The organism is Hymenobacter sp. CRA2 (genome assembly GCF_002007105.1).
GTDB lineage: Bacteria > Bacteroidota > Bacteroidia > Cytophagales > Hymenobacteraceae > Solirubrum.
Genome location: NZ_MVBC01000003.1, coordinates 294,136 through 320,977, shown reverse-complemented (window position 1 = coordinate 320,977; position 26,842 = coordinate 294,136). Strand labels below are relative to the sequence as shown.

The following is a 26,842-nucleotide window of genomic DNA, read 5'->3' as shown; positions in this document are numbered from 1 at the left end:
TGCGGAGCATACCCCGGGCTGCATTATTCCTCTGCTTCCGAAGTATTCTTCAGCTTGCCGAGCAGGCTGTATGCGCCATCGGTTACTACCAACGTTTGGGCAGTGATGCTGGCGGGCAGTACCACGGGAACTAGCCCGTTTTCCACGGCCCCACCGCGGCGTACTTCCACCATGCGGTAGTGAGTTGCGCCGGGAGCGGGCTGCACAAAAATGAAGCTCCGGCCCTCGTAGTCGACCACGGCGGCTTCGGGTAGCACGGGCGCGGTGCGCCCCGCGGCGGCCTGCGTTTCCACCAAGGCTCGCACGAACATACCGGGCAGCAAGGCCGGGTTGTCTTCCTCGTCGGGGTGGGCGTGCACGCTCACGGTGCGCGCCTCCGGGTCGACGGAGCGGCTGACCAGCGTAATGCGACCGGTGTGCTCCTTGCCTGCCGAATCGGACGCCAGCGTGAAGCGGATGCGTTGACCCACTTGCAGGCGCGGGGCATCCTTCTCAAACACCGTCAGCTCCACGTGCAGGTGGGTGGGGTCGACCAGCTCGGCCACGGGGTCGGTGGCGGAAACCGTCTGGCCCGTGGTGGCGCGCACGTGCCGCACAAAGCCGCTGATGGGCGCGCGCAGCTCGGCGGTGCTAGCCATAGCACCGCTGGCGCGCACCGGCAGGCCAGCCAGGCGCAGGCGCGCGGCCAGAGCGTCGCGCTGGGCTTGCAGACTGCGGTAATCAGCTTCGGCGCGCTGCAGGTTTTTGGCCGGCGCCACTTCCTCGCGCACCAGCTCGCGCTGCCGTTCCATATCCGTGCGGGCGTACTCCAGCTGACTCAGCACTTGGCGGTAATCCTGCTGCACCTGAATAAACTCGGGGTTACGTACCACAGCCACGGCCTCGCCCCGCTGCACGTGCGCGCCAGGCAGCAGCGGCAGCCGCTCGATGTAGCCGCCGAGCGGAGCACTGAGCACCACTAAGCTTTGCGGCGGGGCTTCCAGGGAGCCATTGACGCGCAGCAGGCCAGCCGCGGCTTCGTAGCTGACGCGGCCGGTGCGCACGCCGGCCACACGCAGCTCGTCGGCCGAAAGGCGTACTTCATTGGGTGCCGCCGGCGCGGCAGCGGTGACTTCGGCAGCCGGCTTCTCGGCCGGGGCCGACTGGCAGGCGGATAAGGCGGTCAGCACCGCCAGTGGAAACAAAGGCTTCGAAAAGGAGAGCATCGACGGAAAGAAATCAACAAAAGCGTGGGCAGGCAGGACGCCCGCAGAAAAAGGAAGCCGAGACCAGGCTTGCGCCCCGGTTAAAGCCGCCCCAGCCCGGGCCGAAGCGCCCGCCGCGTCCGAAGCCCCTACTGACTGATCTACCGGAAAGACTTCGGGAGGGGCGGAAGGCGCTTCGGACACGCGAGAAGGCACTTCGGAAAGGCGAGAAGAGGCTTCGGACACCCGGGAAGAAGCTTCGGAGGGACGGGAAGGTGCTTCGGACGCGCCGGGAGAAGCTTCGGGCGGGGCAGCGGGTGGTTCGGACAGGAGAGCAGCGCGTTCGGGCGGGCACCTAGTCGGTGCGGCCGAGTAGGTATTCTACTTCGAGCACCGTCTGGTTGTAGGCCAGCACGGCGTCGAGGTAATCGGTGCGCAGGCGCTGGGCGCGCTCGGCGTGCAGCAGGTACTCGGCAAAGGGCATTTCGCCTGCGCGCCAACCTTTGCTGGCCAGACGCAGAATCAGGGCGGCCTGCGGCAGGCCAGTTTGCTGGTAGAAAGCCATGCGCTCCTGCTGTTCCCGCAACTGGCTGAGCAGCGCCGATTGGGTAGCGGCTACCTCGGCCACGCGGCGGCGGTAGGCAGCCTCGGCGGCCAGGGCCTGTAGGCGGGCGGCCTCTTCGCGGGCTTTGTAGGGGCGCGTGAGCAGCGGCAGGCTCAGGCTGAGCTGCCCGGCGTGAAAGCGGTTGCCGACGCCGTAAAAGCGCTCCTCGCCCTTGTACTGAATATTGCCGCGCAACGACTGGTTCAGGTAAGTCAGGCCCAGCTCGGGCCGGCGACTGCGCTGCTGCACCACCACTTCGGCGCGGCGCTCGGCAGCCTGGCGGGCCAGCAGCTGCGCGGTAGGATCGGCAAGGTTGGCGGTGTCAGCGGGCGGAGCGGGCAGCTCGCCTAGCAGGGCCGTCAGCTCAGCGGGCAGTACCAAGGGCTGCAGCAGGCTGTCGGCTACGGCGGGCGGGGCGGGCAGTTGCAGCAACCCCTGTAGCTGCCGCTGCGCCGTCGTTAGCTCCGTACGCGTGCGGGCCATAGCCAAGCGGGTTTCACCCTGCTGCACCAGGGCCGTAGCCGGCTCGATGCGGGCGGCTTCGCCGGTACGGAACCGCACCTCGGCCGAGCGTCGAAACTCGCGGCTCAGGCTGTCCTGCGCCCGTAGCAGATGCAAGCGGTGTCGGGCGTGCACGGCCTGCTGGTAGCTCAGGCGCACCTGCCGCCGCAGGGCCGCCCGGCGCACGGCCAGGTCCGATTCGGCCACGGCCAGCTGGGCGCTGCTCAGCCCTACCAGGGCGCGGTAGCGGCCGAGGCCGGGCAGCGGCTGGGCAATGGAAAACTGGTTATCGGCGTAGGGAGAGTTGAACTGCCCGTAGCCCGCCTGCAGCGTGGTGCGCGGCAGCTCCCACACCGCCCCGCGCAAAGCCGACCGCGCCGCCTGCTCGTACGAAGCGGCCTGCACGTCGCCGCTGCGCCCCAGCGCCGTTTGCACGGCCGAGGTGGCGGTCAGCGGCGCCAGCGTGGCATCCGGCGCGGGCGTTTGGGCCGAAGTCAGCCGGGGCAGCAGCAGCAGCCCCGCTCCTACCGCCGCCACCGTAACCGGGTGCGGCGCGCGGCCCAGCAAGGTGCGCCAGAAGCCGGCTTCCGACTCGCTCAGGTAATACAGCACCGGCAGCACCAGCAGCGTGAGCAGCGTGGCCGTCAGCAGCCCGCCGATAACGACGGTAGCCAGAGGGCGCTGCACTTCGGCGCCGGCCGTGCCAGCCAGGGCCATCGGCAGGAAGCCCAGCGAAGCCACGGTGGCCGTCATCAGCACCGGGCGCAGGCGTTCCTCGGTGCCGCGCAGCACCCGCTCGCGCAGGTCACGCACGCCCGCGTCGCGCAGCTGGTTGAAGGAACTGAGCAGCACAATGCCGTTGAGCACGGCCACGCCAAACAGAGCAATAAAGCCCACGCCGGCCGAAATGCTGAACGGCAATCCGCGCAACCACAAAGCCAACACGCCACCCACGGCGGCCAGCGGAATAGCCGTGAAGATGAGCACCGCTTGCTTCAGCGAACCGAACGTGAGGTAGAGCAGCCCGAAAATCATGAGCAACGCCACGGGCACAGCTACGCCCAGGCGGGCATTGGCCTGCCGCAGGTTTTCGAACTGCCCGCCGTAGGTGACGGTGTAGCCCGTGCCGAGCTTGACGTGCTGGCTTACCAGAGCCTGCACTTCTTCCACCACGCGCTCCACATCGCGGCCGCGCACGTTGAAGCCCACCGTGATGCGGCGCTGGGCGTTGTCGCGCTGAATCTGGCTGGGGCCGACGAGGTACTCCACCTGCGCCACCTGCTCCAGCGGCACTTGTCCGCCCGCGCCGGGCAGCGGCACGTTCAGGGCGCGCACCTGCTGGATGTCGTGGCGGTACTGCTCGGCCAGGCGCACCACCAGGTCGAAGCGCCGGTCGCCTTCGAACACCTGCCCCGCCCCGGCACCGGCAAAGGCGGCGGCAATGCTCTGGTTGAGGTCGTCCACGCTCAGGCCGTACTGGGCCAGCCGCTCCCGGTCGGGCCGCACCACTATTTGCGCGAGGCCGGTGGCCTGCTCCACGTACAAGTCGGTGGCACCGGGCACCTCGCGCACCAGCTGGCCCACGCGGCGGGCGTAGCCGGCCAGCTGGTCAAGGTCTTCGCCGTAAATCTTCACCACCACGTCCTGCCGCGCCCCGCTGATCAGCTCGTTGAAGCGCATCTGAATAGGTTGCTGAAAGCCAAACGTGACGCCCGGCAGCACCCGCAAGGCCTCCGACATGCGCGCGGCCAGCTCCTCGCGGTTGCCAGCCGACGTCCATTCCGCGCGGTCTTTCAGCACGATAATCAGGTCGCAGGCTTCCAGGGGCATGGGGTCGACGGGTATTTCCGAGGAGCCGATTTTGGCCACGACTTCCTTCACTTCGGGAAATTTCTCCTTGAGCAGGTCCGAGGCCTGCTGGGCTTGCTTGATGGTGTAGTCGATGGAGGAACCGGGCAGCACCCGCGTTTCCACCGCAAAGTCGCCTTCTTCCAGCGTGGGGATAAACTCGCCGCCCAAGGTGCTTAGCAGCAGGGCCGCGCCCACCAGCAGCAGCACGGCGGCGCTCAACACCAGCCGCGGCACTTGCAGCACGCGCACAATCAGGGCGCGGTAGTGGGCCGCCAGCCGGGCCAGCACCTTATCCGACCAGCCGCCGTGCACGCCCTTGCGCAGCACCAGCGACGACATCACCGGCACATAGGTCAGCGAGAGGATAAAGGCGCCCAGGATGGCGAAGGCCACCGTTTCGGCCATGGGCCGGAACATCTTGCCTTCGATGCCGGTGAGGGCCAGAATGGGCAGATACACCATCAGGATGATGAACTGCCCGAACGTAGCCGACTGCTGAATGCGCGAGGCCGCGTCGTACACCTCGTCGTCCATTTCCTCGGGCGTGGGGTCTTCGTTGGTCAGCACGATTTCGCCCGCGCCGTGCGCCTGCCCGAAGCGCGTGGCCAGCCGGTGCATGGTAGCTTCCACGATAATTACCGCCCCGTCCACGATCAGGCCGAAGTCGATGGCGCCGAGGCTCATCAGGTTGCCCGACACGCCGAACACGTGCATCATGCCGATGGCAAAGAGCATGGCCAGCGGAATCACCGAGGCCACCACCAAGCCGGCGCGCAGGTTGCCGAGGAAGAGCACCAGCACGAAAATCACGATGAGCGCGCCTTCGGCCAAGTTTTTGGCGACGGTGTGAATGGCCTGATCCACCAGCTTGGTGCGGTCGAGGAAGGGGCGGATTTCCAGGCCCGGCGGCAGCGTCTTTTCGATGGCGGCCATCTTGTCCTTCACGGCTTGCACCACTTCCGAGGAGTTGGCCCCGCGCAGCATCAGCACCAGCCCGCCTACGGTTTCGCCCACGTGGTTGCGCGTCATGGCCCCGTAGCGCGGGGCAGCCCCAGCGCGCACCGTGGCTACGTCGCGGATGAGAATGGGCCCGCGCCCAGGCGCTGCTGGCCGCACCACCGCCCGCCCGATGTCGGCCTCGGACTGCGCCAGTCCTTCGGTGCGGATAAACCATGACTGCGGGCCGCGCGTGAGGTAGCCACCGCCAGCGTTGCCGTTGTTGCGGTTCAGGGCCTGCTGCAGATCAGCCACCGTGAGGCCCTGGCTGCGCAGCCGCGCTGGCTCCACGGCCACCTCATACTGCCGCTGATAGCCGCCAAACGACGACACATCGGCTACACCGGGCGTGCCCAGCAACTGCCGGCGCACCACCCAGTCCTGCAGGGTGCGCAGCTCGGCCAGCGTGTACTTCTTCTCGAAGCCCTTCTTGACGCGGATGGTGTACTGATAAATCTCGCCCAGGCCGGTGGTGGCCGGTCCCATTTCGGGCTGACCCAGTCCCGGCGGTATCTGCGACTCGGCCGTGCGCAGCCGCTCGGCCACCTGCTGGCGGGCCCAGTAGTTGTCGATGTCGTCGCCGAACACGATGGTAACCACCGACAACCCGGCGCGCGAAAAGGAGCGCACGTCCTGCCGGCCGGGGATGGTGGCCACGCTCTGCTCCACCGGGAAGGTGACAAGCCGCTCCACGTCGGCCGCACTCAGGGAGGGCGACACGGTGTAGACGATGACCTGGTTGTTGGTAATGTCCGGCACCGCGTCGATGGGCAGGTGCCGCAGGGCGTACAGGCCCCACACCAGCAGGGCCGCTACGCCGATGCCCACCCCCAGCTTGTGCCGGAGGCTGAGCAGTATCAGCTTATTGAACATGGAATTCCACAGGCGGCCACTGGCTTCCCGCCAAGGGAAAGCAGCCGCGTTCAGGAAATGCCAACTGTACTCGTAACGGGATGCGCTGCTTCAGTGCCGCGCACGCGCCGCCCAAGCCCGGCCGCTGGCCTACGCCCGGCTCGTGGGAAGAACGAGCGGGGTGCGCGGGGGCTGAAAGCAGGGGCGCGAAATGCCGCGCGGGGCCGAGGCCACGTACTCACCGCCGTAGCACTGCGCTTCGTCGAACACGGGGGGCTGGAGCGGTAGCACCAGGCGCAACACCGGCGGCAGCGCCATGGCCGGCGCCGTATGCTGGCAGCAGTGCAGCGGCAGGGCCTCATGGTCGCGCTGGTGCTCCTGGTTGTGGCGGCCAGCGTAGTGGTCGTACAGGAAGCGCCACACCGAGTTGGTGGGGTGTTGCTGCTGGTAGTGGCTGATGAGCACAGGCAGCTTGACCAGCTCCACCGCATTGCCGGCGGGCAACAAGCCCACCACAAACAGGTGCAGGCTTAGGAGCGTTATGGCCAACTGCTTCGTCATCTCAAGGACAAAGATACGCCGCGTTGCCGCACCGGCGAGCAGCGTATTGCGGGTAAGGCTTCTGCGGAAAAGCGGAATGTCTTGGTAAATGCAGCCGAAGAGCCTCTACTGCTTCGCTGAACGACTCGTATTAGCTCGTCTTAGAACGTCATGTCGAGCGCAGCCGAGGCATCTCGCGTGCTGATGCTGGATAGCAACCTATGCTGTCCAACGAGGAAGTTACCACCCGAGCGAGATGTCTCGACAAGCTCGACATGGCGTTCTGTTTGGGCCGTTCAGCGAAGCGAATTGCTTCGGCTTCGTTCGGCACGACGCCAAGCAGCTACTCAGGGTCAGCCACTTTCACCACGGCTTTGCCGGTATTCTCGCCGCTGAACAAACCCAGGAATGCCTGCGGAATCTGCTCGAAGCCTTCCGTCACGGTTTCCTCAAACTTCAGCTGGCCCTGTTGCAGCCACTGCGTCAGGGCGCGCGTGCCTTCGGGCCAGCGCTTGTAGTAGTCGCCCACGATAAAGCCCTTGAGCAGCGTGCTCGTCTTGAGCAGCTTGGGCTCGGGACGCGGCCCCACAGGCGCTTCGGTGGCGTTGTAGGACGAAATCTGGCCGCAGAGCGCAATGCGGGCGTGCTTGTTGAGCAGGTCGTACACGGCATCGGTCACGGCGCCGCCCACGTTGTCGAAGTAGCAGTCCACGCCGTCGGGGCAGGCCTGGGCCAGCGCGGCGGCCACGTCGTCGGTTTTGTAGTTGATGGCCTCGTCGAAGCCCAGCTCGTCTTTCAGGTAAGCCACTTTTTCGGCCGAACCGGCCGTGCCCACCACGCGGGCGCCGTGCAGCCTGGCCAACTGGCCCACCACCGAGCCCACCGCCCCGGCCGCCCCGGATACCACCACGGTTTCGCCGGCTTTGGGCTGGCAGATATCGAGCAGGCCGAAGTACGCCGTCAGGCCCGGCATGCCCAGCAAGCCGAGGTAGTAGCTCAGCGGCGCCGCATCCCGGGGCACCGCCTGCAGGCCCTTGGCCGGGGCTACCTGGTATTCGCTCCACGCCAGGTTGCCGACCACCACCGTGCCCACCGGCAACTGCTCGTTGCGGCTTTCCACCACCTGCGCCACCGCGCCCCCGCTGATGGGCTGGCCCACCTCAAACGGCGGCACGTAGGACTTGCCCTCGTTCATGCGGCCGCGCATGTAGGGGTCCACGGATACGTAGAGCGTTTTGAGTAGCACTTCGCCCTCGCCCGGCTGCGCTACGTCGGAGCTGATGAAGCGAAACGTCTCGGCGGTAGGCTGGCCCTGCGGGCGGTGGTCAAGTAGAATGGTGCGGGAAGTCATGGTCATTGGGTGGTAAGTGAGCAAAAACAAGGGAGCCGCCCCGGCGTGCGGAGCGGCTCCCTTGCTAAACTGTCAAACTAGGCTGCGGGTTGAGCTTCGTTGTTGGTGGCGAACAGGTTCACCTCAATGTTGCCGCGGGTAGCGCGCGAGTACGGGCAGATCTGGTGGGCAGCTTCCACCAGCTCCTGGGCTTGCTGCTGCTCCACGCCGGGGATGTTCACGTGCAGGTCGGCGGCGATGCCGAAACCGCCATCCTCCGCCTTGCCGAAGTGCACGAAGCTTTCGATGGTCACGTCCTTCAGGGTTACTTTGGCCTGACGGGCAGCTACGCCCAGGGCGCCTTCAAAGCAAGCGGCGTAGCCGGCGGCAAACAGCTGCTCGGGGTTGGTGGCGCCTTCCTTGCCCATGCCGCCCATGGCTTTGGGCGTGCTCAGCTCCAGGGTCAGGGCGTTGTCCTGGCTGGTTACCTGACCGTTGCGGCCGCCTTTTACGTGGGCTTGGGCCGTGTACACTTTCTCGATTTTCATCGCGGCAGAGAAGTTTAGTGAAGCCTTCCCGGAATTAGGAAAGCAGGGTTAGAATGCGGTTGAGTTGGGCGCGGAGCGCCTCGAATTCGGTGGGGGTGAGCTGCAGCTTTTCCGCCAGCTGCTCGGGTATGCAGCGGGCACCTTCCTGCAGGGCCTGCCCCGCGGGCAGCAGCCCGATAATGACGGACCGCTCGTCGCGCGGGTCGCGGCGGCGACTGAGCCACTGCTTCTGCTCCATGCGCTTGAGCAAGGGCGTGAGCGTGCCCGAATCGAGCAGCAGCCGGTCGCCCAGCTCCTTCACCGTCAGCTCGCCGTGCTCCCAGAGCAGCAGCAGCACCAGGTACTGCGGGTAGGTCAGGCCCATCTCCTGCAGGTAGGGCTGGTAGGCCTTGGTAAACTGCCGCGACACGGCGTACAGCGGGAAGCACAGCTGGTTTTCCAGCTTCAGAGCTTCGATGACGGCGGTGTTAGCAGGCTTGTTCATGGCTTTCGGTAAGCAGAAGCAAATGTATGAGCGGAATGTTCGATTGCACACAATTAAATTTTACACAATACACCAACCTGTTGACCCTCAGCCATATTTTCTAGCTGCTTACATATAAAAAAGACTATACCAGCTAAACTCAGCTGGTACTTCGGCCTCCAAGCAACACATTGCTGCCTTCTATGAAATACCTGTTACTCTGCTGCGCGCTGCTAGGCCTGCTGACAACGGCCCGTGCCCAAACCGCGCCCCTGTATTTTCCGCCCACCAGCAACACCGCTACCTGGGCTAGCGTCACACCCCAGAGCCAGGGTTGGTGCCAGCCCCAGCTCGATTCGCTGCTGGCCTACCTCGGCCGCCAGCACACCAAGAGCTTCGTGGTGCTCAAGGACGGCCGCCTCGTGGTGGAGCAGTACTACGGCAGCTTCACCCGCGACTCGCTCTGGTACTGGGCCTCGGCCGGCAAGTCACTTACCAGTACGCTTGTCGGTATTGCCCGGCAGGACGGTCTGCTCAGCCTCTCCGATTCGGCGTCGCGCTTCCTGGGTCGGGGCTGGACTGCGGCGCCACCGGCCAAGGAGCGGCTCATCACCGTGCGGCACCTGCTCACCATGACTGCGGGCCTCGACGACACCCCGCCCGCACCCTGCGACAACGAAAGCACCAACGCCGCGTGCCTGCTCTACCGCACCGATGCCGGTGCGCGCTGGGCCTACCACACCGGCCCCTACCGCAAGCTGCAACCGCTGCTGGCAGCCGCCTCGGGCCTGACAATGAACCAGTACACCAACCAAAAGCTGGGCAATATCATCGGCATGGGCGGGGCATGGGCGGGCGACGTGTACTACAGCCGCACCCGCGACGCCGCCCGTTTCGGGCTGCTGATGCTGGCCCGCGGCAGCTGGAACGGCACGCCCGTACTGCGCGACACGGCCTACTTCCGTCAGATGACGCACCCCTCGCAGGCGCTTAACCGCAGCTACGGCTACCTGTGGTGGCTCAACGGCCAGCCGAGCTACATGCTGCCCCAGACGCAGCTGGTGCTGCCCGGCCCGCTCGTGCCCTCGGCCCCCGCCGATATGTTTGCGGCCCTCGGCAAAAACGACCAGAAGATCTACGTGGTGCCGAGCCTGGGCCTAGTGGTAGTGCGCATGGGCAACTCCGCCGGCCAGTCGCACCTAGCGCTGTCTTCCTTCGATATGGAGCTGTGGCGCCGGCTGATGGCCACGATTCAGTGCCGCCCGCTGGCAGCCACCCTGTCTGCCGCCGCTGGTGTAGCGGTATACCCCGTGCCGGCTCCTGACCGGCTCACGGTACGCCTGCCGGCCTCCATACCCGCCGCTCGCCTGCGCCTGCTAGATGTGCTGGGCCGCCCGGTACGCGAGGGTTTCGCTGCCGGCCCGGAAACTTCACTCGATCTACACGCGCTGCCCGCAGGGGCCTTTTCTCTGCAGATTTTTGACCCGCAAGGTCGCCTGCTGACCACCCGGCGCGTGCTCCATTAGGCTGCTGGCCGACCATATCCGTGCTAGCCACAGTCTGCCCTCCCGAAAAACCCGTACGGACACGGATTGCCGATGCTTTTTGAGCGCCGTTACTTTGCTAACGCAAGCTCTCATTACCCGCTCACATTACTACTTCTTAGCTCTTTCCCAGCCGCCTACGTTCGCCTGACTCGTTTTCGGTCTTCCTAGCTAATTAGTGATATATCACTTCGCAAGAGTGGCCCCTCCGCCGGTACGGAGGGGCTTTTTTGTTTTTCATCCGCCCGTACCGCCCGCACAACTCGTGCGCCTGGGCCAGTAGTTATTTCGCTATACACGGGCTGCGGCTTGCAACTATTTCTATTGCGGCGGGCTCCTGCTTACGCCCGCAGCTCTTGGCAGCGGGCGTACTCCTTACCCTTCTCTCTATGCCCAACCGCTACGCTTTGCTGGCTGCCTGTAGCTTACTGCTGAGCCTATCAGGTTGCTACATCGAAATCGAACCGCAGACCGAGCTGCCGGTCTACCGCCCGCTGCTGATGGCGCGGGCCAACCTGGAGCAAGCCGTGGCGCTGGTGCCCGCGCAGGGCATTCACAACCCCGGCAAAATGTACCTGAAAGGCCAGTACGCTTTTATCAACGAGCGGTACGAGGGCATTCACATCATCGACAACCAAGACCCAACGCAGCCGCGCAACATCGGATTTCTGCGCATTCCGGGCAGCTTGGACATTTCCATGCGCGGCAACCTGCTCTACGCCGACAACGCGGTGGATCTGGTGACGCTCGACCTGAGCAACCCCACCCAGGTGCGCGTGGTGAGTCGCCTGCGCAACGTGTTTCCCGAGCTGGCCCCGCCCGAGCAGGCCACCATCGAAGCCGGTTACCAGCCCGACAACCGCCCGGCCGACGCCATTGTGGTCGGCTGGCAAAAAGTCAACCCCTAAGCAGCCATGGCACTCCCATTCGCCTTATTCCGGCGCGGCTGCGCCGCCCTGCTGCTGGCCCTGCTGTTGGGCGCCTGCTCCAGCGCCGACGTCAGCCCGCGCATGACCGATTCGGGCCGAGCCGGCTCTATGTCGCGCTTCGCCATCCTGGGCAACATGCTCTACGCGGTGGACAACCAAAATCTGCGCGTGTTTGATCTTACGCCCACGGCCTCCACCAACGGACCGCAGCTGATCAATACCACGTCGCTGGGCGTCGGCATCGAAACTATCTACCCCGAGAGCGGCTACCTGTTTATCGGCACGCAGGCGGGCATGTACATCTACGATACGGCGAACCCGCGGGCGCCGCGCCAGCTGGGGTACTACCAGCACGCCGTCAGCTGCGACCCGGTGGTGGTCGACGGCCGCTACGCCTATATCACCCTGCGCTCGGGCCGGCCCTGCGGCGGTGGCGGCAACCAGTTGCAGGTGGTGGATTTGCAGGATCTGTCGCAGCCGCGGCTGGCTCAATCCTACCCCTTGCAGCAGCCCTATGGCCTGGGCGTGGATAGCGCCCGCCTTTTCGTGTGCGACAACGGGCTGAAGGTGTTCGACAAGACCCAAACGCCGCAGCTCACCCAGCGCGACTATTTCCAGATTGAGGCCTACGACGTGATTCCCTATCAGGGCAGCGTGTTCGTTATCGGCAGCGCCGGCCTGTACCAGTACCGCTACCTCAACCACACGCTGAGCCTGCTGAGCGTGCTACCCGTCACGCCCCGCTGATGCGCCCGGTCTACGCTATTGGTTGGGCCGCCGGGTTCCTGCTCAACGCAACGCTGATCAGCCCAAGCCGGGCGCAGCAGCTCATACCGGCCGCTACGCCTGCCCCCAAGCAGGCGCGCACGTGGGTGGTGAAGCTCAACGCGTTTCAGCCTTTGGTGCGCGGCTACCACGCAGAAATCGAACGGGTGTTGCCGGCCCATCCCCGTACCAGCCTGGGCCTTACGCTGCAGGCTTACCGCGGCTCGGTCACGGAGTTCGGCGTCCGCCGCGAGGTGCAGCCCGACGAACGGGTGCGCGGCTACGGTGCCGAGCTGCTGTACCGCGTGTATCTGACCGGGGCCGACCCAACGCCCCTAACGGGCTTCTACGTGGGCGCCGGGCCACAGCTGCAACGGTTCAAGATGACTTTTCAGGCCGATGGCTGGCAGAACCTGCTGGCCGATAATGGCCTGTACTACCTGCAAAAAGGCCCGGTACCTTATAACGAAACCATCACCCGTTACGGTGCGGCCGCGGTGGCCGGCTACCAGGGCCCGCTCGACATCGGTCCGCTGTTCCTCGATTTTTACGTGGGACTGGGCTGGCGGCAGTCCTCCTTCCGCTCGGCTTTTCCGGAAAGCCGCTACCGCTCCTCCTCGTTTGATTACGCCGCGCGCGGCCTTTACTTACCCGCCGGCTTCAAACTGGGCATAGCATTCTAAAACATCATAGCTAAATACAATTACCCCTGCCGTAGCGCGTCAAATAAGCTTTCTGACGCACTGGGCAATTCTTATCTGATAATCAACCCGTTCGTTTGCCCCTGAACCGACGCGCTTCCCAGTGCTTCGGTGCGGGCCGTACTGCCTTCACACAATTTAAGGTTTGGTAGTACTGCCCAATTGCTTAGTATATTTGTGGTGCCGCACGAATTGACGCTAGCATAGTTCAGTTGCATGAAACACTTTATACTCGCAGGTTTGCTGAGCCTGTCGGCCGTTGCCCAGGCCCAGGACGTAACCTACCAGACTCCGCCCAAAGCCATTGCCGACCTGGTAGATGCGCCCCTGACCCCGCGCTTTAGCCTTTCCTCGGACGGCAAATGGATGGCGTTGCTGGCTCAGCAATCCATGCCGACGGTAGCCGAACTCTCGCAGCCCGAGCTGCGCCTGGCCGGGCTGCGCATCAACCCGCGCCTGAATACGCAGAGCCGTATCAGCTACGCCACGGGTCTGATGCTGCGCCGCTTGGAAGATGGCAAGGACATGGCAGTACTGAACCTGCCCAACCAGGCCCTCATCAACGAAGTTGTCTGGTCGCCCGACAATAGCAAGCTGGCCCTGTCCATTGCCAACGCCACCGGCGCCGAAGGCCGCACGGAGCTGTGGGTAGTCGACATCAATACGTTTGCGGCCCGGCGCATTGCCGGCGTGTCGCTGAACTCGGTGTTCGGTACGCCCTTCGAGTGGCTGCCCGACAACCAAACGCTGGTGGTACGGGCCCTGGTGGCCGGTCGCGGCGCGGCCCCGAGCACTACGGCGGCCCCCAGCGGCCCGGTGGTGCAGGAAAACGTAGGCCGCAAGGCCGGCGCCCGCACCTACCAGGACCTGCTGAAAAACCAGATCGACGAGCGGCTGTTCGAGTACTACGCCAACTGCCAGATGGTGAAGGTGAACCTCGACGGCAAGCTGCAGCCCATCAGCCAGCCCGGCCTGATTCAGTCGGCGGTGCCCTCGCCCAACGGCCGCTACCTGCTGGTGAAGACGCGCCACCGCCCTTTCTCCTACACCTTGCCGGTGAGCAGCTTCCCCGTGCGCGTGGAGGTATTCGACCTGACCACCGGCGACCCGGTGAAGATGCTGGCCGACCTGCCCCTGGCCGACAACGTGCCCACGGCCTTTGACGCGGTGCCCACCGGGCAGCGCAGCCACGGCTGGCGCGCCGACCTGCCCGCTACGCTCTACTGGGTAGAAGCCCAGGACGGCGGCGACCCCAAAGCCGAAGTCGCCATCCACGACAAGATATTTACACTATCGGCGCCCTTCAATGGCACGGCCGAAGAACTCGCGGCTCTACCCCTGCGCTTCAACGGCATCACCTGGGGCAATAGCTCGGTGGCGCTGATTTACGGCTCGCGCTGGGCCGACCGCAAGGAAATCACCTGGCGCGTGACGCCGAGTGCGTTGCCTTCGCTGTCGATTCTGTTCGAGCGTTCGTCGCAGGATAAGTACAACGACCCGGGCGAGGCCTACACCCACCGCAACGCGCAAGGCAAGCAGGTGCTGCTGACCGACGGGCTGAGCAAAAGCATCTACTTCTTGGGCCAGGGCGCTTCGCCCGAGGGCGACCGGCCCTTCGTGGATGAGCTGGACCTGGCCACCAAGAAAACCACGCGCTGGTGGCGCTCCGACGCGCCGTTCTACGAAGTGCCCCTGGCTATTCTCGACGCCGACAAGCACCGCCTGCTCACGCGCCGCGAATCACCGGACCAGAACCCGAACTACTACGTGCGCGACCGGAGCGGCAAGCTCACGGCCATCACCAAGTTCCCGAACCCGTACGCGGCTTTCGGCGGCTCTTTCAAGAAGCAGGTGCTGCACTACAAGCGCGCCGACGGCGTGGACCTGACGGCCAACCTCTACCTGCCCCTGAACTACAAGCCCACCGACGGCCCGCTGCCCACGCTGATGGAAGCCTACCCGGTGGAGTTTAAGGATAAGAGCAACGCCGGCCAGGTGTCGGGTTCGCCCTACACCTTTACCCGCGTGGGCTACGGCTCGCCCATTTTCTGGGTGACGCAGGGCTACGCCGTACTGCAAGGCGCCAGCATTCCGATAGTGGGCGAGGGCACCAAGGAGCCCAACGACACTTACACCGAGCAGCTGGTGAGCAGCGCCAAGGCCGCCATCGACGAGGGCAAGCGCCTCGGCGTGGTCGATCCGAACCGCGTAGCCGTGATGGGTCACTCCTACGGGGCCTTCATGACGGCCAACCTGCTGGCGCATTCTTCGCTATTTAAGGCCGGCATTGCGCGCAGCGGCGCTTATAACCGCACGCTGACGCCCTTCGGCTTCCAGGGCGAGGAGCGTACCTACTGGCAGGCCCCGGAGGTGTACAACGCCATGTCGCCGTTCAACTTCGCCGACAAGATCAAAACGCCGATTCTGCTGATCCACGGCGAGCTGGACAACAACTCGGGGACCTTCCCTATCCAGAGCGAGCGGTTCTACAACGCCCTGAAAGGCAACGGTGCCACCGCCCGTTACGTGGTGCTGCCGTTTGAGTCGCACGGCTACGCTGCCCGCGAGAACATCATGCACATGCTGTGGGAGATGAACGCTTGGCTCGACAAGTACGTGAAGTCGCCAGCCACGGCGGCCGCTGCTAACTAAGTGCTGCTAAGTCAACAAAAAAGCCCTGTATCAGTCGATACAGGGCTTTTTTGTTGATTAATGCTGTCCGTCACTACCACAGCAGTACTACTCTTGAGCGTCCAGGCTGCCGCTGATAACAGCCTGATTCTTTAGGCCCCACTCCTCGATGGCCTGCACGATGGGCGCCAGCGTGCGGCCGCACTCCGTGAGCGTGTACTCCACGGTGGGCGGCACGGTAGCGTAGGCCTGCCGCGACACGATGCCGTGCGCCTCCAGCAGCTTCAGCTCTTTGATGAGCATGCGCGGGGTGATGCCGGCCACGTCGCGCTCCAGCGTTTTGAAGCGCAGCGTGCCGTGCTGCAGCAGGCTGTGAATGATGGCAAACTTCCATTTGCCCTCCAGCATGTCCAGCGTTTGGCGAAAGGCGCAGCCGCCGGCAAGTTTTTTTGGATTTTTGCTTTTCATAACTGCGTGATTCCGTGCAAAAGTTACATAGAGTATATTGATATACATGCGTGTAACTACTTGCAAAAGTATAGTAAAGGCCTGCACATTTGTTGCGCCCACCGGGCCGGCAGCCGCCGGCGGACGGGGCCTCACAAGCTACCCGGCCCCTATCTACGGCTGCCGCAAACGCCGACTTTCCTATGGCACGTACCGTTCTGCATTCTGCCAATACCCGCGGCCACGCCAACCACGGCTGGCTCAACTCCTACCACACCTTCAGCTTCGCCGGCTACCACAACCCCGAGCGTATGCACTTCGGCGCCCTGCGGGTGCTCAACGATGACACTGTAGCCGGTGGCATGGGCTTCGGCCGCCACCCGCACGACAACATGGAAATCATCAGCATTCCGCTGGCCGGTGACCTGGAGCACCAGGACAACATGGGCAACAAAACCGTCATCCGGCAGCACGACGTGCAGGTGATGAGCGCCGGCACGGGCGTGGCCCACAGCGAAAAAAACCACAACGCCGCCCAGGAAGTGAAGTTTCTGCAGATCTGGGTGTTTCCGAACAAGCGCAACGTACAGCCGCGCTACGACCAGCAGACCTTCCGCCCCGAAGACCGTCACAACCGCCTGCAGCAAATCCTCTCCCCCAGTGCCGACGACGCGGGCGTGTGGATTCACCAGGACGCGTGGTTTCACCTGGGCCAGCTCGACGCGGGCTTCAGCACCGAGTACGCCTTCAACAAAGCAGGCAACGGCGTGTACGCCTTTGTGCTGGAGGGCGACGTGACCATCAACGGGCAGGCCCTGCACCGCCGCGACGGGTTTGGCGTGTGGGAAACCGACCAGCTCGACATCCGGGCCGACAGCCACGCCGAGCTGCTGCTGATGGAAGTGCCGATGATCGGCTAACCAATCGGGGCCGCCCGCAGTTTACTGATTGAACCCTCTTCGCTCCCTGCTATGCCTATCGTCACCGGCCACCTCGGCACCGACCGTTTCGTAACGGACCTCACCACCGACAGCGGCCACGCGCTGCTGGCCGACGAGCCTTTGGCGCAGGGCGGCGAAAACATGGGCCCCTCGCCCGGGGAGCTGCTGGCCGCTGCCCTGAGCGCGTGCACCTGCATTACGGTGCGCATGTACGCCAACCGTAAGGGCTGGCCGCTGCTGGCTGTGGATGCGCAGATCACCTTCGAGCGCGCCGACGACCACGTGGTGCGCCACCTCGACCGGGTGGTAACCTTTCGCGGGGAGCTGACACCCGAACAGCGGCAACGCCTGTTGCAGGTAGCCAATGCCTGCCCGGTGCACAAGGCCCTAACGGCTTCGGTGACCATTGCCACTAGTCTGGCTGAATAAGCTCATCAAGGTGAATTTTTACTGCCGGTTTTGGGTGGAGCGCTGCTTCCCCGAAACCGGCAGTTGCCGTTGGGCCTTGCCGGTTTTGCTACGTTCCTACGACCGGAAAGTCCAATTCAGCCGGCATCGGCCTACAGGCTGGTTGTGGGCTTAGTCGGGGGTGTGAGAACAGAACTCGGGGGTTAAAGCCGGAAATGCTGTATCATTAGTACAACTTTTCGCGCAAGCACGGGTATACGATTGTACTTGCCAAAGGACAATTTGGGCCCGCAAACTTCTGCCTCGATGAAGCACCCTGTATTCTCTTTCCGGCTATGGCTGGCGCTGCTGGTGGGCGCCCCGCTGGCTTCGGCAGCCCAGACGGCCGACCGCCCCACCAGCATCGGCGTGAACCTCAATGCGCTGCAGTTTCGGGGCACGTTTGCCGACGACTACTGGAAGTTCGACCAGAACAAGTACGTCTTCGGGGTGGCCATCAACCAGTACCTGTACAAGGGCATGGACCTGAACGCGCAGGCGTTCTACGCCGAGCTGACCGGCACGCGCAACTCCACCACGAAGTTCAACACCAACGTGGTGAACGTGAACCTGGGACTGAAATTCAAGCTCAATAACGGCTGGCTGTTCAAGGAAAGCTCGTTTATTCAGCCTTACCTGCTGGCCGCGCCGGGCTGGACCTACGCCAGCCGCGAAGGTTACTTCGACGGCCGCCGCATCGACGACAACCACAGCTACCTCGACCTGTTCGGCGGGGCGGGCATCAACTTCCGCCTCGGTGGCGGCGTGGGCCTGTTCGTGCAGAGCGGCCAGCACCTGCCCCTGGGGGCCAACTTCGATGGGCTGCCCACCCGCGACGAGGACAATTGGGACGACCGATTCCTGCAGCACACCGTGGGCCTGACCTTCAACCTGGGCCAGGGCAAAGACCAGGACCAGGACGAAGTGCCCGACCGCAAGGACCGCTGCCCCAACACGCCCCCCGGCGTGCCCGTGGACGACTACGGCTGCCCCATCGACACGGACAAGGACGGCGTGGGCGACTACCAGGACGAGTGCCCCAACGACCCCGGCACGGCCGAGCTGCAGGGCTGCCCCGACCACGACAACGACGGTGTGCGCGACGCCGACGACGCCTGCCCCGACGTGCCCGGCGCGCCCGAATCCAAAGGCTGCCCCGATGCGGATAAGGACGGCGTAACCGACGCCGAGGATAAGTGCCCCGACACGCCCGCCGGCACCACCGTAGACTTCACCGGCTGCCCGCGGGATACCACCAGCAGCACCGTGCCGCCCGCTTCCAGCGCCACCGCCGATACCGATAACGACGGCGTGACCGATGCCGAGGACCGCTGCCCGACCAGTGCCGGCCCCGCTTCCAACAAGGGCTGCCCGGAAATCAAGGCCGAAACGCGCGCCCGCCTGAAAGCCGCCACCCGCTTTATCGGCTTCGAGCTGAACAAGGCCGTGCTACTGCCTGCTTCCTATGCCACCCTCGACGGGCTGGCCCAGATTCTGCGCGACTACCCCGATTACTCACTCAGCATTGCCGGCCACACCGACAACCGCGGTCCGGCGGCCTTCAACCAGCGCCTCTCGCGTGAGCGGGCCGCCGCGGCCCGCAGCTACCTCGTGAGCAAGGGCGTGGGCGAAGACCGCGTGCAGCTGCGTGGCTACGGTGCCGCGCACCCGCTTACCACCAACACGACCGAGGCTGGCCGCGCCCAGAACCGCCGCGTGGAGTTTGACCTGTTCCTGACCGGCGACCAAAACGCGGCCGAGGCCAAGTACGGCCCCGAATCGGGTGCCGCTACTGCCCCGGCCAAGGCGGCCCCGGCGAAAAAAGCCGTTGTGAAAAAGGCGCCGGTCCGGAAGGCCGCGCCCGCCAAAAAGACTACCTCTGTCAAGCGGCCCGCATCCGCCAAACGGACGGTAACGCGCCAAAATACGACGGCCAAAAAGCCGGCGGCCAAGCGCCCGGCAGCCGCCCCGGCGAAGACGCCATCGGCCAACCGTCAGCGCTGATATTCTGCGTTTTTAGCTCAACAGGCCACGGCCAGCCCACTGCGGGCTGGCCGTTGGTGTTTTAAATGAAGGCTAGGTGAAGTCTGATCCAGGAATATAACCTTCGGGGGAAAGCGGTGGTATATGGGCTCAACTCCGAAGCGGGCAATGTCGCCCGCGGAGTGCCGCCCTTCTATGAAAAACCTTATTCCCAACTTCCGACGCTGGCTGCCCTTGGCGTGCCTGGCGGCCGGAGCGCTTTCGGCGCAGGCCCAGACGGCCGACAAGAAAACCAGCATCAGTCTTAGCGGTAGCGCCTTTCAGTACAAGGGCAACTACGGCTCGGACTACTGGAACTTCAGCAGCAACCACTACGGCCCGGGCATTGCCATCAGCCGCTACCTCTCGCCCGGCTTCGACCTGGGCCTGCACGGCAACTACGTGGAGCTGAAGGGCACTCAGAACGCGGGCAACACCTTCGCCACCAACGTGGTGAATGTGAACCTGGGGCTGAAATTCAAGCTGAATAACGGCTGGGCCTTCAAGGAAGACGCTTTCGTGCAGCCCTACCTGCTGGCCGCCCCGGGCTGGACCTACACCAGCCGCGAAAGCCTCTTCAACGGCGCCCGCAACGACGAGGACAAGAGCTACTTCGACTTGTTCGGAGCGGCCGGTATCAACTTCCGCCTCGGCGAGGGCGTGGGGCTGTTCGTGCAGACGGGCCAGCACATTCCGCTCAACGCCAACATCGACGGCGTGGGCAACCGCGACGCCAACAAGTGGGACGATAAGTTCCTGCAGCACACGGTGGGTCTGACCTTCAACATGGGCCAGGCCAAGGACGAAGACGGCGACAAGGTGCCCGACCGCAAGGATAAGTGCCCCGGCACCCCAGCCGGCGTGCAGGTAGACGCCAACGGCTGCCCCATCGACACGGATAAGGACGGCGTGGCCGACTACCAGGATCAGTGCCCCACCGAGGCCGGTAAGCCGGAGCTGCAGGGCTGCCCCGACCGCGACAACGACGGCGTGGCCGACAAGGACGACGCTTGCCCCGACACCCCCGGCAAACCCGAACTAAAAGGCTGCCCCGATGCCGACAACGACGGCGTCATCGACCAGAACGACAAGTGCCCCGGCACCCCGGCCGGCGTGAAAGTGGATGCTTCCGGCTGCCCGCTCGATACCGACGGCGACGGCGTGCCCGACTACCAGGACCGCTGCCCGAACCGCCCGGGTCCGGCCTCGAACCGCGGCTGCCCCGAAATCAAGGCCGAAGCCAAGAAGCGCCTACAGGAAGCCACGAAGTACATCAACTTCGAGTTCAACAAGGCTGTGCTGCTGCCCTCCTCGTACCCGACTCTGGACGCCATCGTACAGATCCTGAACGAGTACCCGGACTACACCCTGAGCATTGCCGGCCACACCGACAGCAAGGGCTCCGACCCGTACAACCTGCGCCTCTCGCACGACCGCGCCGCCTCGGCCCGCACCTACATGCTGAGCAAAGGCATTCCGGACGCCCGCATTGAGTCGCGCGGCTACGGCGAAACCAAGCCCATTGCCGACAACGCCACCGAGGCCGGCCGTGCCCTGAACCGCCGCGTGGATTTCGACCTGTTCCTGACCGGCGACCCGAACTCGGCCGAAGTGAAGTACGGCCCTGAGCCGGCCATGCCGAACATCACTATCCCGAGCACGCCCGCTAAGGCCACTCCGGCCAAAAAGACGACCACCAAAAAGGCGCCGGCCAAGAAAGCCCCCGCCCGCAAGCCGGCCCCACGCCGCTAGGCTCATCGGCTTACCATCAAAAAGGCCCGCTGCACGATGCAGCGGGCCTTTTTTTGCGTTTTGCAGTCGAATAGAATAAGAGCGCCGCGTAGGCCCAGCCCGTCATGTCGAGCGCAGTCGAGACATCTCGCTCGGGTACTAATCCACTCGTTGTACGACTTGGAAAAGGTTCGTCCTATCGAGCGCAGCCGAGACATCTCGCGTGCTGGCGTTCGGTAGTAACCTGACGATTAAGAATTACTAGCCGGCGAGATGTCTCGGCTGCGCTCGATAGGACGGACTGGATTGTCGCCCGACAACGGGCAACCCACAACGGGCAATGCGGCCCCTACTCCCGCACCCAGGTTACCTTTTCCTCGATGGGTTTGCGGATGTTGCGGCCGGGCGCGTTTTGCACGTAGCCGAGGTAGAAGAAGCCGAGCAGCTGATCCTCCTTATCCAGGCCGAAGAAGGGCTTGGCCGCTTCCATGTAGGTGATGCCGCCCGAGCCCCAGTAGCCGCCCAGGCCGTGGGTCACGGCCGAGAGGTGCAGGTTTTGCACGGCGCAGGCCACGGCTTCCACTTCCTCGATTTCGGGCAGGATGTGGTGGCGCTTCAGCCCGATAGCAATGACATGCGAGGCCAGCAACGGGTTCTGAGCCAGCTTCTGCGCCTTCTTCTCGTCGACGGACGCGCCGGCCCAGCTGCGGTACAGCTCCGACTGGAACGTGGCCAGCCGCTGCAGGCCCGCCCCGGTGAACACCACGAAGCGCCAGGGCTCGGTGCGCTTGTGGGTGGGCGCCCAGTTGGCGTTTTCCAGCAGCTCGCGCACCACCTCGTCGGGCACCACGCGGCCGGGCTCGAACTGCAGGGGCTGAATGCTGCGCCGGGCGCGAACCAGGGCATTGAATTGTTCGGGGGTCGGCAGGGCAGTGGTTTGGTTGGACATTGCCGGGCAGGGAAGAAGTGAAGAAAACGGGCACGGAAGCGGCCGGTTTGGCAAGGTAAGCCGGTTCGGGAAACGAATGTTCCGCCGCCCGGTCCGCCGCGCGGCGACTTACCGAATTGCGTCGTTGCCCTACCAAAAGCCAGCCGTGACTTATACAGCCGGGCCAGCCCGCCCGAAGCGGCGCACCTTGGGCTGCTATTCGCCTCCAGCCCCCATGAAAACACTTTATCCGTTCCTATTTCCCCTACTGCTCGTCGGCACTGCGGCCTACGCCCACGCACCTGCTGGCTCCGTCGGTATCGGCACCACTACGCCCAACCCCAAAGCCGCCCTGGACATCAGCGCCTCAGACAAGGGCCTGCTCATTCCGCGCCTGGACTCGGTGCAGCGCACCGGTATCAGCGCCCCGCCCGACGGGCTGATGGTGTTCCAGACCGACGGGCGCAAAGGCTTCTGGTACGCCCTCGGCGGCCGGTGGTTCTACATCCCCGACAAAACCAAAACCGGCGACAACCTCGGCAACCACACCGCCACCCAGCCCCTGCGCTACAGCACCAACGACGCCGACAAGATCTATTTCACGCAGGGCGGCGGCGCCAACGGCTCGAAGCTCAGCCACAGCACCGGCGGGCAGCTCGATTACTACGCCGGCCCCAACAACGCCAACGTGGGCGTGCACCGCTTTTTTACCGGCACCGCCCTTGGCTGGCAAGAGCGCCTGCGCATCGCCGCCAGCGGCAACGTGGGCATCGGCACCGTCAATCCGCAATCGACGCTGGACGTGAACGGCGACGTGGCCGTGCGGGGCCAGGCCCTCCTGGGCTATACCCAGCTAGTGACTGATCAAAACGTTTTGGGCAACGGCCTCAAAAATATCATTCTCTCGTGCCCCGGCGGGATGCGGGTGCTGGGCGGCGGCGGCGGCCACCGCGACTTCAATTCGGCCGTCAAGGACATTACCGTCAACTACAGCGGCCCCGACCCCGCCGACCCCGAGCACAGCTGGCGCGTCACGGTTACAAACGCGTCTTCCAGCGGCCGCGCCGTTCGGGCGTACTGCACCTGCGCCCGCCTGCAGTAGGGCTGCGCCCCGCCCGGTCCCGCCCGGCCGCTGCCTTGCGCAGCGGCCGGGCGTTTGTTTGCCCCCTGCCACCCGGGGGCGTATCTTCCGCCCCTCCCATCCCCCAAACGCCCACCCACCTACTCTCCCAAACTCGCCCCTCCTACTCTCCCCTATGCCCCTTTCCCTATCCGAATTAAAAGACCGCGCCATCCGCTTTGCCCAGGAATGGCAGGGCGAAACCCGCGAACATGCCGAGGCCAAGGCCTTCTGGATCGACTTCTTCAACGTGTTCGGCCTGAACCGCCGCCGCGTAGCTTCCTTCGAGGAGCCCGTCAAGAAGCTTTCCGGCAAGCAGGGCTTCATCGATTTATTCTGGAAGGGCACTTTGCTGGTGGAGCACAAGTCCAAGGGCAAAGACCTGGACCGCGCCTACCAGCAGGCCATCGACTACTTCCCCGGCCTGAAGGACTATGAGCTGCCCAAGTACATTCTCGTCTCCGACTTCGCCCGCTTCCGCCTCTACGACCTGGAGGAAGGCCAGCAGCACGAGTTTCCGCTGGAAGAGCTGCACCAGCACCTGCACCTATTCGCCTTCCTCACCGGCTACCAGAAGCGCCAGTACGCCGCCGAAGACCCCGCCAACATTCAGGCGGCCGAGCTGATGGGCGCCCTGCACGACGCCCTGCTGCACAACGGCTACCAGGGCCACAAGCTGGAGGTGCTACTGGTGCGCGTGCTCTTCTGCCTGTTTGCCGAAGACACCGGCATCTTCGAAAAAGACGCCTTCCGGGCCTTCCTCGAAGAGCACACCCGCGAGGATGGCTCCGACGTGGGCACGCGCCTCGCGCAGTGGTTTGAGGTGCTCGACCAGCCCGCCGCCCAGCGCCAGCGCACCCTGCCCGACTACCTGCGCGAGCTGCCCTACGTCAACGGCAGCCTCTTTACCGAGTACTTCCCCTTCCCGGCCTTCGACGCGGCCCTGCGCCAGCAGCTCGTGCGCTGCACCTACTTCGACTGGTCGCGCATTTCGCCGGCCATCTTCGGGTCGTTGTTCCAGTCGGTGACCGACCCGGTGAAGCGCCGCAACCTGGGCGCGCACTACACCTCCGAGACGAACATCCTCAAGGTCATCCGCGGGCTGTTTCTTGACGAGATGGAGCAGGAGCTGCACGCCGCCGGCCACGACCGGCGCAAGCTCGATGCCCTGCACCGCCGCCTGGAGCGCACCCGCTTCCTCGACCCCTCGTGCGGCTGCGGCAACTTCCTGGTGGTGACCTACCGCGAGCTGCGCCGCCTGGAGTTCGAGATTCTGGACCGCCAGTACCCGGCCGGCCCTTCACGCCAAACCGTCAACCTCACGCTGCTGGCCCGCGTGCAGGTCGACCAGGCCTACGGCATCGAGGTGGAGGAATTCCCCGCCCGCATTGCCGAAGTGGCCATGTGGCTGATGGACCACCAGATGAACATGCGCTTCTCCGAAGCCTTCGGCACCTACTACGCCCGCCTGCCCCTGACGCGCACCGCCAAAATCGTGCACGGCAACGCGCTCTTGGTGAATTGGAAAGATGTGCTGAACTTGAACGATTTACAATACGTCGGCGACTCGGCGACTCGGCGACTCGGCGACTCAAGCGGCGTAGGGGCGGATACCTACATTCTGGGCAATCCGCCGTTTATCGGCTATCATCTCCAAAACAAAGAACAGAAAGCAGAGCTTACGCATTTGCTTAAAAGCATAGGCTCTGCTGGCTTATTGGATTACGTAGCAGGCTGGTTTTATAAAGCATCTCAGCTTATGCAGGGCACAGCTATTAAAGCTGCCCTGGTAAGCACGAATTCAATCGTACAAGGAGAACAAGCAGGCATCCTATGGGGTGAATTGACCGGTCGCTTCGGCATCCAAATCCACTTTGCTCATCGAACCTTTAAATGGAATAATGAAGCGAGGGGAAATGCGCAGGTTTTTTGCGTCATAGTTGGTTTTGGGCCGCAAGACGTTCCATCTCGCGTGCTTTTTGACTATGAGACACCTAAGTCAGAACCACTGCGGCGGGTTGTCAGCCATATTAACCCATATTTAATAGACGCTCCAGACGCCTTTGTAATAGGTCGCACCAAGCCGTTGTGCCAAGTGCCGGAAATGGTAAATGGAAATAAGCCTGTCGATGGTGGACACTTCTTTCTGACCGATTCTGAGAAAGAAGAATTATTAGCTGCGGAGCCAGCAGCCGGTCCTTATGTCAAACCATTTCTAGGTGCCCAGGAATTTCTACGTGGTGAAAAGCGCTGGTGCTTATGGCTTGCCGGAATAGCTCCCTCGGTCCTAAAAAAGTTGCCCATCGTTGAGCAACGGGTTGAACAGGTACGCACCTTCCGACTTGCTAGCACGAAGGCCGATACTGTAAGAATGGGGCAGTTCCCTACCCTGTTCGGCCAGTCTCGTCAGCCTACTAGCGACTACCTACTCATTCCGCGCCATTCCTCTGAAAACAGACGGTACATTCCCTTTGGCTTCCTTCCATCAGAGGTGATTATCGGGGACTCATGCATGTGCATTCCCAATGCCTCACCTTATCTGTTTGGTCTGCTTTCCTCAGCTATGCATATGGCGTGGACGCGACAGATATGCGGCCGAATCAAGAGCGACTTCCGCTACTCCGGCACCCTCGTCTACAACAACTTCCCCTTCCCCACCGCGCCCACGCCCAAGCAAGTAGCGGCCGTGGAAGCCAAGGCCCGGCAGGTGCTGGCGGTGCGGGCCGGGTTCCCCGCCGAGTCCCTGGCCACCCTCTACGACCCGCTCACCATGCCGCCCGCGCTGGTGAAGGCCCACCAGGAGCTGGACCGCGCCGTGGACCTCTGCTACCGCCCCGCGGCCTTCCCCACCGAGCTGAGCCGGCTGGAATTCCTTTTCGAGCAGTACCGGCAGCTGGCCGCCCCGCTGGCCCCGGCGCCCAAGCCGGCCAAAACCGGCCCGCGCCGCAAGGCCGCTGCCAGCAGCTAAGCCGGCGCAGTAGCCGCGGCGACTAACTCAGTAGCCCAAAAGACGAACGAGTTCGGTGCCGCGGCCAACTCGTTTGTTCCGGCGGCTACCGCAGCAGCCACCGCGCCGAACCGGGTAGCCGCGGTGGCTACTCCGTTGCCCAAAAAGACGAACGAGTTCGGGTCGGACCCGAACTCGTTCGTCTTTTTGGCTACCCGGTTGGCTTAATTGGCCGCTGGCTTGGCGGCCGGGGCCTTGCGCTGGCCCTGGCCGGCGAAGCGCTGGCGCAGGTCGTCGAAGGCGGCCTGGGCGCCGGGCTGCCGGTTCTGGGCCATAAACTTGATGTTGTTGTAGATGGTCAGGGCGTTGCCGTAGGCCTCGGAGCCGGCCGTCATCATGGTGGAATCCACGTCGAGGGCCAGCTGCTCCAGCTGCTGGTGCAGGGGCGTGAGGCCGTCGAGGGCGGCCGCGTCCTGTTTCAGCTCGGCCAGCTCCACGAAAGCGGGCACGAAGGCGGGGTTGGTGGTGGCGTAGTCGGTGGTCTTCTGCACGAAGGCCACGGTTTTGTCGGCCATGCGCAGCATGGTTTTGCGCTCCTCGGGGGTGAGCGAGACGAGGTAGGGCGCCAGCTCGGCTTTGATGGTGTCGAGCGCGGACTGGACGCGCTGCAGCACGTCGGCGGGAATGTCCTGGTGGAATGTGTTGCCCATAACGGCGGGTAAGGGGTAAGAATGGTTGAAATAAGACAGGCGGCCGGGGCGGGGTAAGCGCGGTGTGTAAGGGGGCCCGGGCCAGGCGGATAGGACGGGGTAAGTGGGGG

The 26,842-nt window shown here is 64.2% G+C and carries 20 protein-coding genes; 11 read left to right on the top strand and 9 right to left on the bottom strand.

The features are described 5' to 3' along the window. Positions 1-23: 23 nt before the first annotated feature. The 6 genes from B0919_RS07675 to B0919_RS07650 all read right to left on the bottom strand — a co-directional run bounded on the left by B0919_RS07675 (position 24) and on the right by B0919_RS07650 (position 8,890). Positions 24-1,205, bottom strand: a complete 1,182-nt coding sequence (locus tag B0919_RS07675) for an efflux RND transporter periplasmic adaptor subunit (protein WP_078011647.1) — start codon at positions 1,203-1,205, stop codon at positions 24-26. Positions 1,206-1,539: 334 nt separating this feature from the next. Beyond that, positions 1,540-6,009 carry a CusA/CzcA family heavy metal efflux RND transporter gene (locus B0919_RS07670; protein ID WP_078011646.1) on the bottom strand — a complete coding sequence of 1,490 codons (4,470 nt, stop codon included), beginning with the start codon at positions 6,007-6,009 and terminating at the stop codon, positions 1,540-1,542. A 129-nt stretch (positions 6,010-6,138) separates the two neighbouring features. After that, positions 6,139-6,549, bottom strand: a complete 411-nt coding sequence (locus tag B0919_RS07665) for a hypothetical protein (RefSeq protein WP_078011645.1) — start codon at positions 6,547-6,549, stop codon at positions 6,139-6,141. Between the two features lie 322 nt (positions 6,550-6,871). Continuing rightward, a complete protein-coding gene (locus B0919_RS07660) occupies positions 6,872-7,879 on the bottom strand; it encodes an NADP-dependent oxidoreductase (RefSeq protein ID WP_217701012.1) in 1,008 nt (335 codons plus the stop codon). A 77-nt stretch (positions 7,880-7,956) separates the two neighbouring features. Beyond that, on the bottom strand, positions 7,957-8,406 hold the full coding sequence (locus tag B0919_RS07655; protein WP_217701008.1) for an organic hydroperoxide resistance protein: 450 nt from the start codon (positions 8,404-8,406) through the stop codon (positions 7,957-7,959). A 34-nt stretch (positions 8,407-8,440) separates the two neighbouring features. Next, positions 8,441-8,890 (bottom strand): MarR family winged helix-turn-helix transcriptional regulator, encoded by a 450-nt coding sequence (locus B0919_RS07650; RefSeq protein WP_078011643.1) that lies wholly within the window; start codon positions 8,888-8,890, stop codon positions 8,441-8,443. A gap of 182 nt (positions 8,891-9,072) precedes the next feature. Between B0919_RS07650 and B0919_RS07645 the strand changes: the two genes are divergently transcribed. The 5 genes from B0919_RS07645 to B0919_RS07625 all read left to right on the top strand — a co-directional run bounded on the left by B0919_RS07645 (position 9,073) and on the right by B0919_RS07625 (position 15,460). Continuing rightward, a complete protein-coding gene (locus tag B0919_RS07645) occupies positions 9,073-10,395 on the top strand; it encodes a serine hydrolase (protein WP_078011642.1) in 1,323 nt (440 codons plus the stop codon). A 407-nt stretch (positions 10,396-10,802) separates the two neighbouring features. Beyond that, positions 10,803-11,321 carry a hypothetical protein gene (locus B0919_RS07640; RefSeq protein WP_078011641.1) on the top strand — a complete coding sequence of 173 codons (519 nt, stop codon included), beginning with the start codon at positions 10,803-10,805 and terminating at the stop codon, positions 11,319-11,321. Positions 11,322-11,327: 6 nt separating this feature from the next. Then, on the top strand, positions 11,328-12,089 hold the full coding sequence (locus B0919_RS07635) for an LVIVD repeat-containing protein (RefSeq protein ID WP_078011640.1): 762 nt from the start codon (positions 11,328-11,330) through the stop codon (positions 12,087-12,089). Continuing rightward, positions 12,089-12,790 carry a hypothetical protein gene (locus B0919_RS07630; RefSeq protein ID WP_078011639.1) on the top strand — a complete coding sequence of 234 codons (702 nt, stop codon included), beginning with the start codon at positions 12,089-12,091 and terminating at the stop codon, positions 12,788-12,790. The genes B0919_RS07635 and B0919_RS07630 overlap by 1 nt, the downstream gene beginning before the upstream one ends. A 234-nt stretch (positions 12,791-13,024) precedes the next feature. Next, on the top strand, positions 13,025-15,460 hold the full coding sequence (locus tag B0919_RS07625; RefSeq protein ID WP_078011638.1) for an alpha/beta hydrolase family protein: 2,436 nt from the start codon (positions 13,025-13,027) through the stop codon (positions 15,458-15,460). Between the two features lie 87 nt (positions 15,461-15,547). On the opposite strand, the gene B0919_RS07620 is transcribed toward B0919_RS07625, so the two are convergent. Further along, on the bottom strand, positions 15,548-15,847 hold the full coding sequence (locus tag B0919_RS07620) for a winged helix-turn-helix transcriptional regulator (RefSeq protein WP_254846509.1): 300 nt from the start codon (positions 15,845-15,847) through the stop codon (positions 15,548-15,550). A 242-nt stretch (positions 15,848-16,089) separates the two neighbouring features. On the opposite strand from B0919_RS07620, the gene B0919_RS07615 reads away from it, so the two are divergent. The 4 genes from B0919_RS07615 to B0919_RS07600 all read left to right on the top strand — a co-directional run bounded on the left by B0919_RS07615 (position 16,090) and on the right by B0919_RS07600 (position 21,048). Continuing rightward, entirely contained in the window at positions 16,090-16,806 is a 717-nt protein-coding gene (locus B0919_RS07615) for a pirin family protein (RefSeq protein WP_078011636.1), read from the top strand. Between the two features lie 51 nt (positions 16,807-16,857). Then, on the top strand, positions 16,858-17,256 hold the full coding sequence (locus tag B0919_RS07610; protein ID WP_078011635.1) for an OsmC family protein: 399 nt from the start codon (positions 16,858-16,860) through the stop codon (positions 17,254-17,256). 285 nt (positions 17,257-17,541) lie between these two features. Then, on the top strand, positions 17,542-19,278 hold the full coding sequence (locus B0919_RS25930) for an OmpA family protein (protein ID WP_078011634.1): 1,737 nt from the start codon (positions 17,542-17,544) through the stop codon (positions 19,276-19,278). 174 nt (positions 19,279-19,452) lie between these two features. Next, positions 19,453-21,048 (top strand): OmpA family protein, encoded by a 1,596-nt coding sequence (locus tag B0919_RS07600; protein ID WP_078011633.1) that lies wholly within the window; start codon positions 19,453-19,455, stop codon positions 21,046-21,048. A gap of 328 nt (positions 21,049-21,376) precedes the next feature. Here the strand turns inward: B0919_RS07600 and B0919_RS07595 are convergent, their stop codons facing one another. Next, positions 21,377-21,976: a nitroreductase gene (locus B0919_RS07595; RefSeq protein ID WP_078011632.1), complete on the bottom strand. Its 600-nt coding sequence runs from the start codon at positions 21,974-21,976 to the stop codon at positions 21,377-21,379. A 214-nt stretch (positions 21,977-22,190) separates the two neighbouring features. Here B0919_RS07595 and B0919_RS07590 point away from each other — a divergent pair, with 214 nt between their 5' ends. Beyond that, complete coding sequence (locus tag B0919_RS07590) at positions 22,191-23,057, top strand: hypothetical protein (RefSeq protein WP_078011631.1); 867 nt, start codon at positions 22,191-22,193, stop codon at positions 23,055-23,057. A gap of 154 nt (positions 23,058-23,211) precedes the next feature. After that, positions 23,212-26,043 carry a class I SAM-dependent DNA methyltransferase gene (locus B0919_RS25630; RefSeq protein WP_078011630.1) on the top strand — a complete coding sequence of 944 codons (2,832 nt, stop codon included), beginning with the start codon at positions 23,212-23,214 and terminating at the stop codon, positions 26,041-26,043. Positions 26,044-26,246: 203 nt separating this feature from the next. Here B0919_RS25630 and B0919_RS07580 read toward each other — a convergent pair whose 3' ends face one another. Continuing rightward, the gene (locus B0919_RS07580; RefSeq protein WP_078011629.1) at positions 26,247-26,732 is read right to left on the bottom strand and encodes a hypothetical protein; all 486 of its coding nucleotides are present in this window, start codon (positions 26,730-26,732) and stop codon (positions 26,247-26,249) included. Between the last annotated feature and the right edge of the window lie 110 nt (positions 26,733-26,842).

What these genes read in the sequence shown, in the direction of transcription:
- B0919_RS07595 (WP_078011632.1), bottom strand. Translation starts at nt 21,976, where the DNA reads ATGTCCAACCAAACCACTGCCCTGCCGACCCCCGAACAATTCAATGCC.
- B0919_RS07670 (WP_078011646.1), bottom strand. Translation starts at nt 6,009, where the DNA reads ATGTTCAATAAGCTGATACTGCTCAGCCTCCGGCACAAGCTGGGGGTG.
- B0919_RS07675 (WP_078011647.1), bottom strand. Translation starts at nt 1,205, where the DNA reads ATGCTCTCCTTTTCGAAGCCTTTGTTTCCACTGGCGGTGCTGACCGCC.
- B0919_RS07635 (WP_078011640.1), top strand. Translation starts at nt 11,328, where the DNA reads ATGGCACTCCCATTCGCCTTATTCCGGCGCGGCTGCGCCGCCCTGCTG.
- B0919_RS07580 (WP_078011629.1), bottom strand. Translation starts at nt 26,732, where the DNA reads ATGGGCAACACATTCCACCAGGACATTCCCGCCGACGTGCTGCAGCGC.
- B0919_RS07630 (WP_078011639.1), top strand. Translation starts at nt 12,089, where the DNA reads ATGCGCCCGGTCTACGCTATTGGTTGGGCCGCCGGGTTCCTGCTCAAC.
- B0919_RS25630 (WP_078011630.1), top strand. Translation starts at nt 23,212, where the DNA reads ATGCCCCTTTCCCTATCCGAATTAAAAGACCGCGCCATCCGCTTTGCC.
- B0919_RS07610 (WP_078011635.1), top strand. Translation starts at nt 16,858, where the DNA reads ATGCCTATCGTCACCGGCCACCTCGGCACCGACCGTTTCGTAACGGAC.
- B0919_RS07615 (WP_078011636.1), top strand. Translation starts at nt 16,090, where the DNA reads ATGGCACGTACCGTTCTGCATTCTGCCAATACCCGCGGCCACGCCAAC.
- B0919_RS07620 (WP_254846509.1), bottom strand. Translation starts at nt 15,847, where the DNA reads ATGCTGGAGGGCAAATGGAAGTTTGCCATCATTCACAGCCTGCTGCAG.
- B0919_RS25930 (WP_078011634.1), top strand. Translation starts at nt 17,542, where the DNA reads ATGAAGCACCCTGTATTCTCTTTCCGGCTATGGCTGGCGCTGCTGGTG.
- B0919_RS07650 (WP_078011643.1), bottom strand. Translation starts at nt 8,890, where the DNA reads ATGAACAAGCCTGCTAACACCGCCGTCATCGAAGCTCTGAAGCTGGAA.
- B0919_RS07600 (WP_078011633.1), top strand. Translation starts at nt 19,453, where the DNA reads ATGAAAAACCTTATTCCCAACTTCCGACGCTGGCTGCCCTTGGCGTGC.
- B0919_RS07625 (WP_078011638.1), top strand. Translation starts at nt 13,025, where the DNA reads ATGAAACACTTTATACTCGCAGGTTTGCTGAGCCTGTCGGCCGTTGCC.
- B0919_RS07645 (WP_078011642.1), top strand. Translation starts at nt 9,073, where the DNA reads ATGAAATACCTGTTACTCTGCTGCGCGCTGCTAGGCCTGCTGACAACG.
- B0919_RS07655 (WP_217701008.1), bottom strand. Translation starts at nt 8,406, where the DNA reads ATGAAAATCGAGAAAGTGTACACGGCCCAAGCCCACGTAAAAGGCGGC.
- B0919_RS07665 (WP_078011645.1), bottom strand. Translation starts at nt 6,549, where the DNA reads ATGACGAAGCAGTTGGCCATAACGCTCCTAAGCCTGCACCTGTTTGTG.
- B0919_RS07590 (WP_078011631.1), top strand. Translation starts at nt 22,191, where the DNA reads ATGAAAACACTTTATCCGTTCCTATTTCCCCTACTGCTCGTCGGCACT.
- B0919_RS07640 (WP_078011641.1), top strand. Translation starts at nt 10,803, where the DNA reads ATGCCCAACCGCTACGCTTTGCTGGCTGCCTGTAGCTTACTGCTGAGC.
- B0919_RS07660 (WP_217701012.1), bottom strand. Translation starts at nt 7,879, where the DNA reads ATGACTTCCCGCACCATTCTACTTGACCACCGCCCGCAGGGCCAGCCT.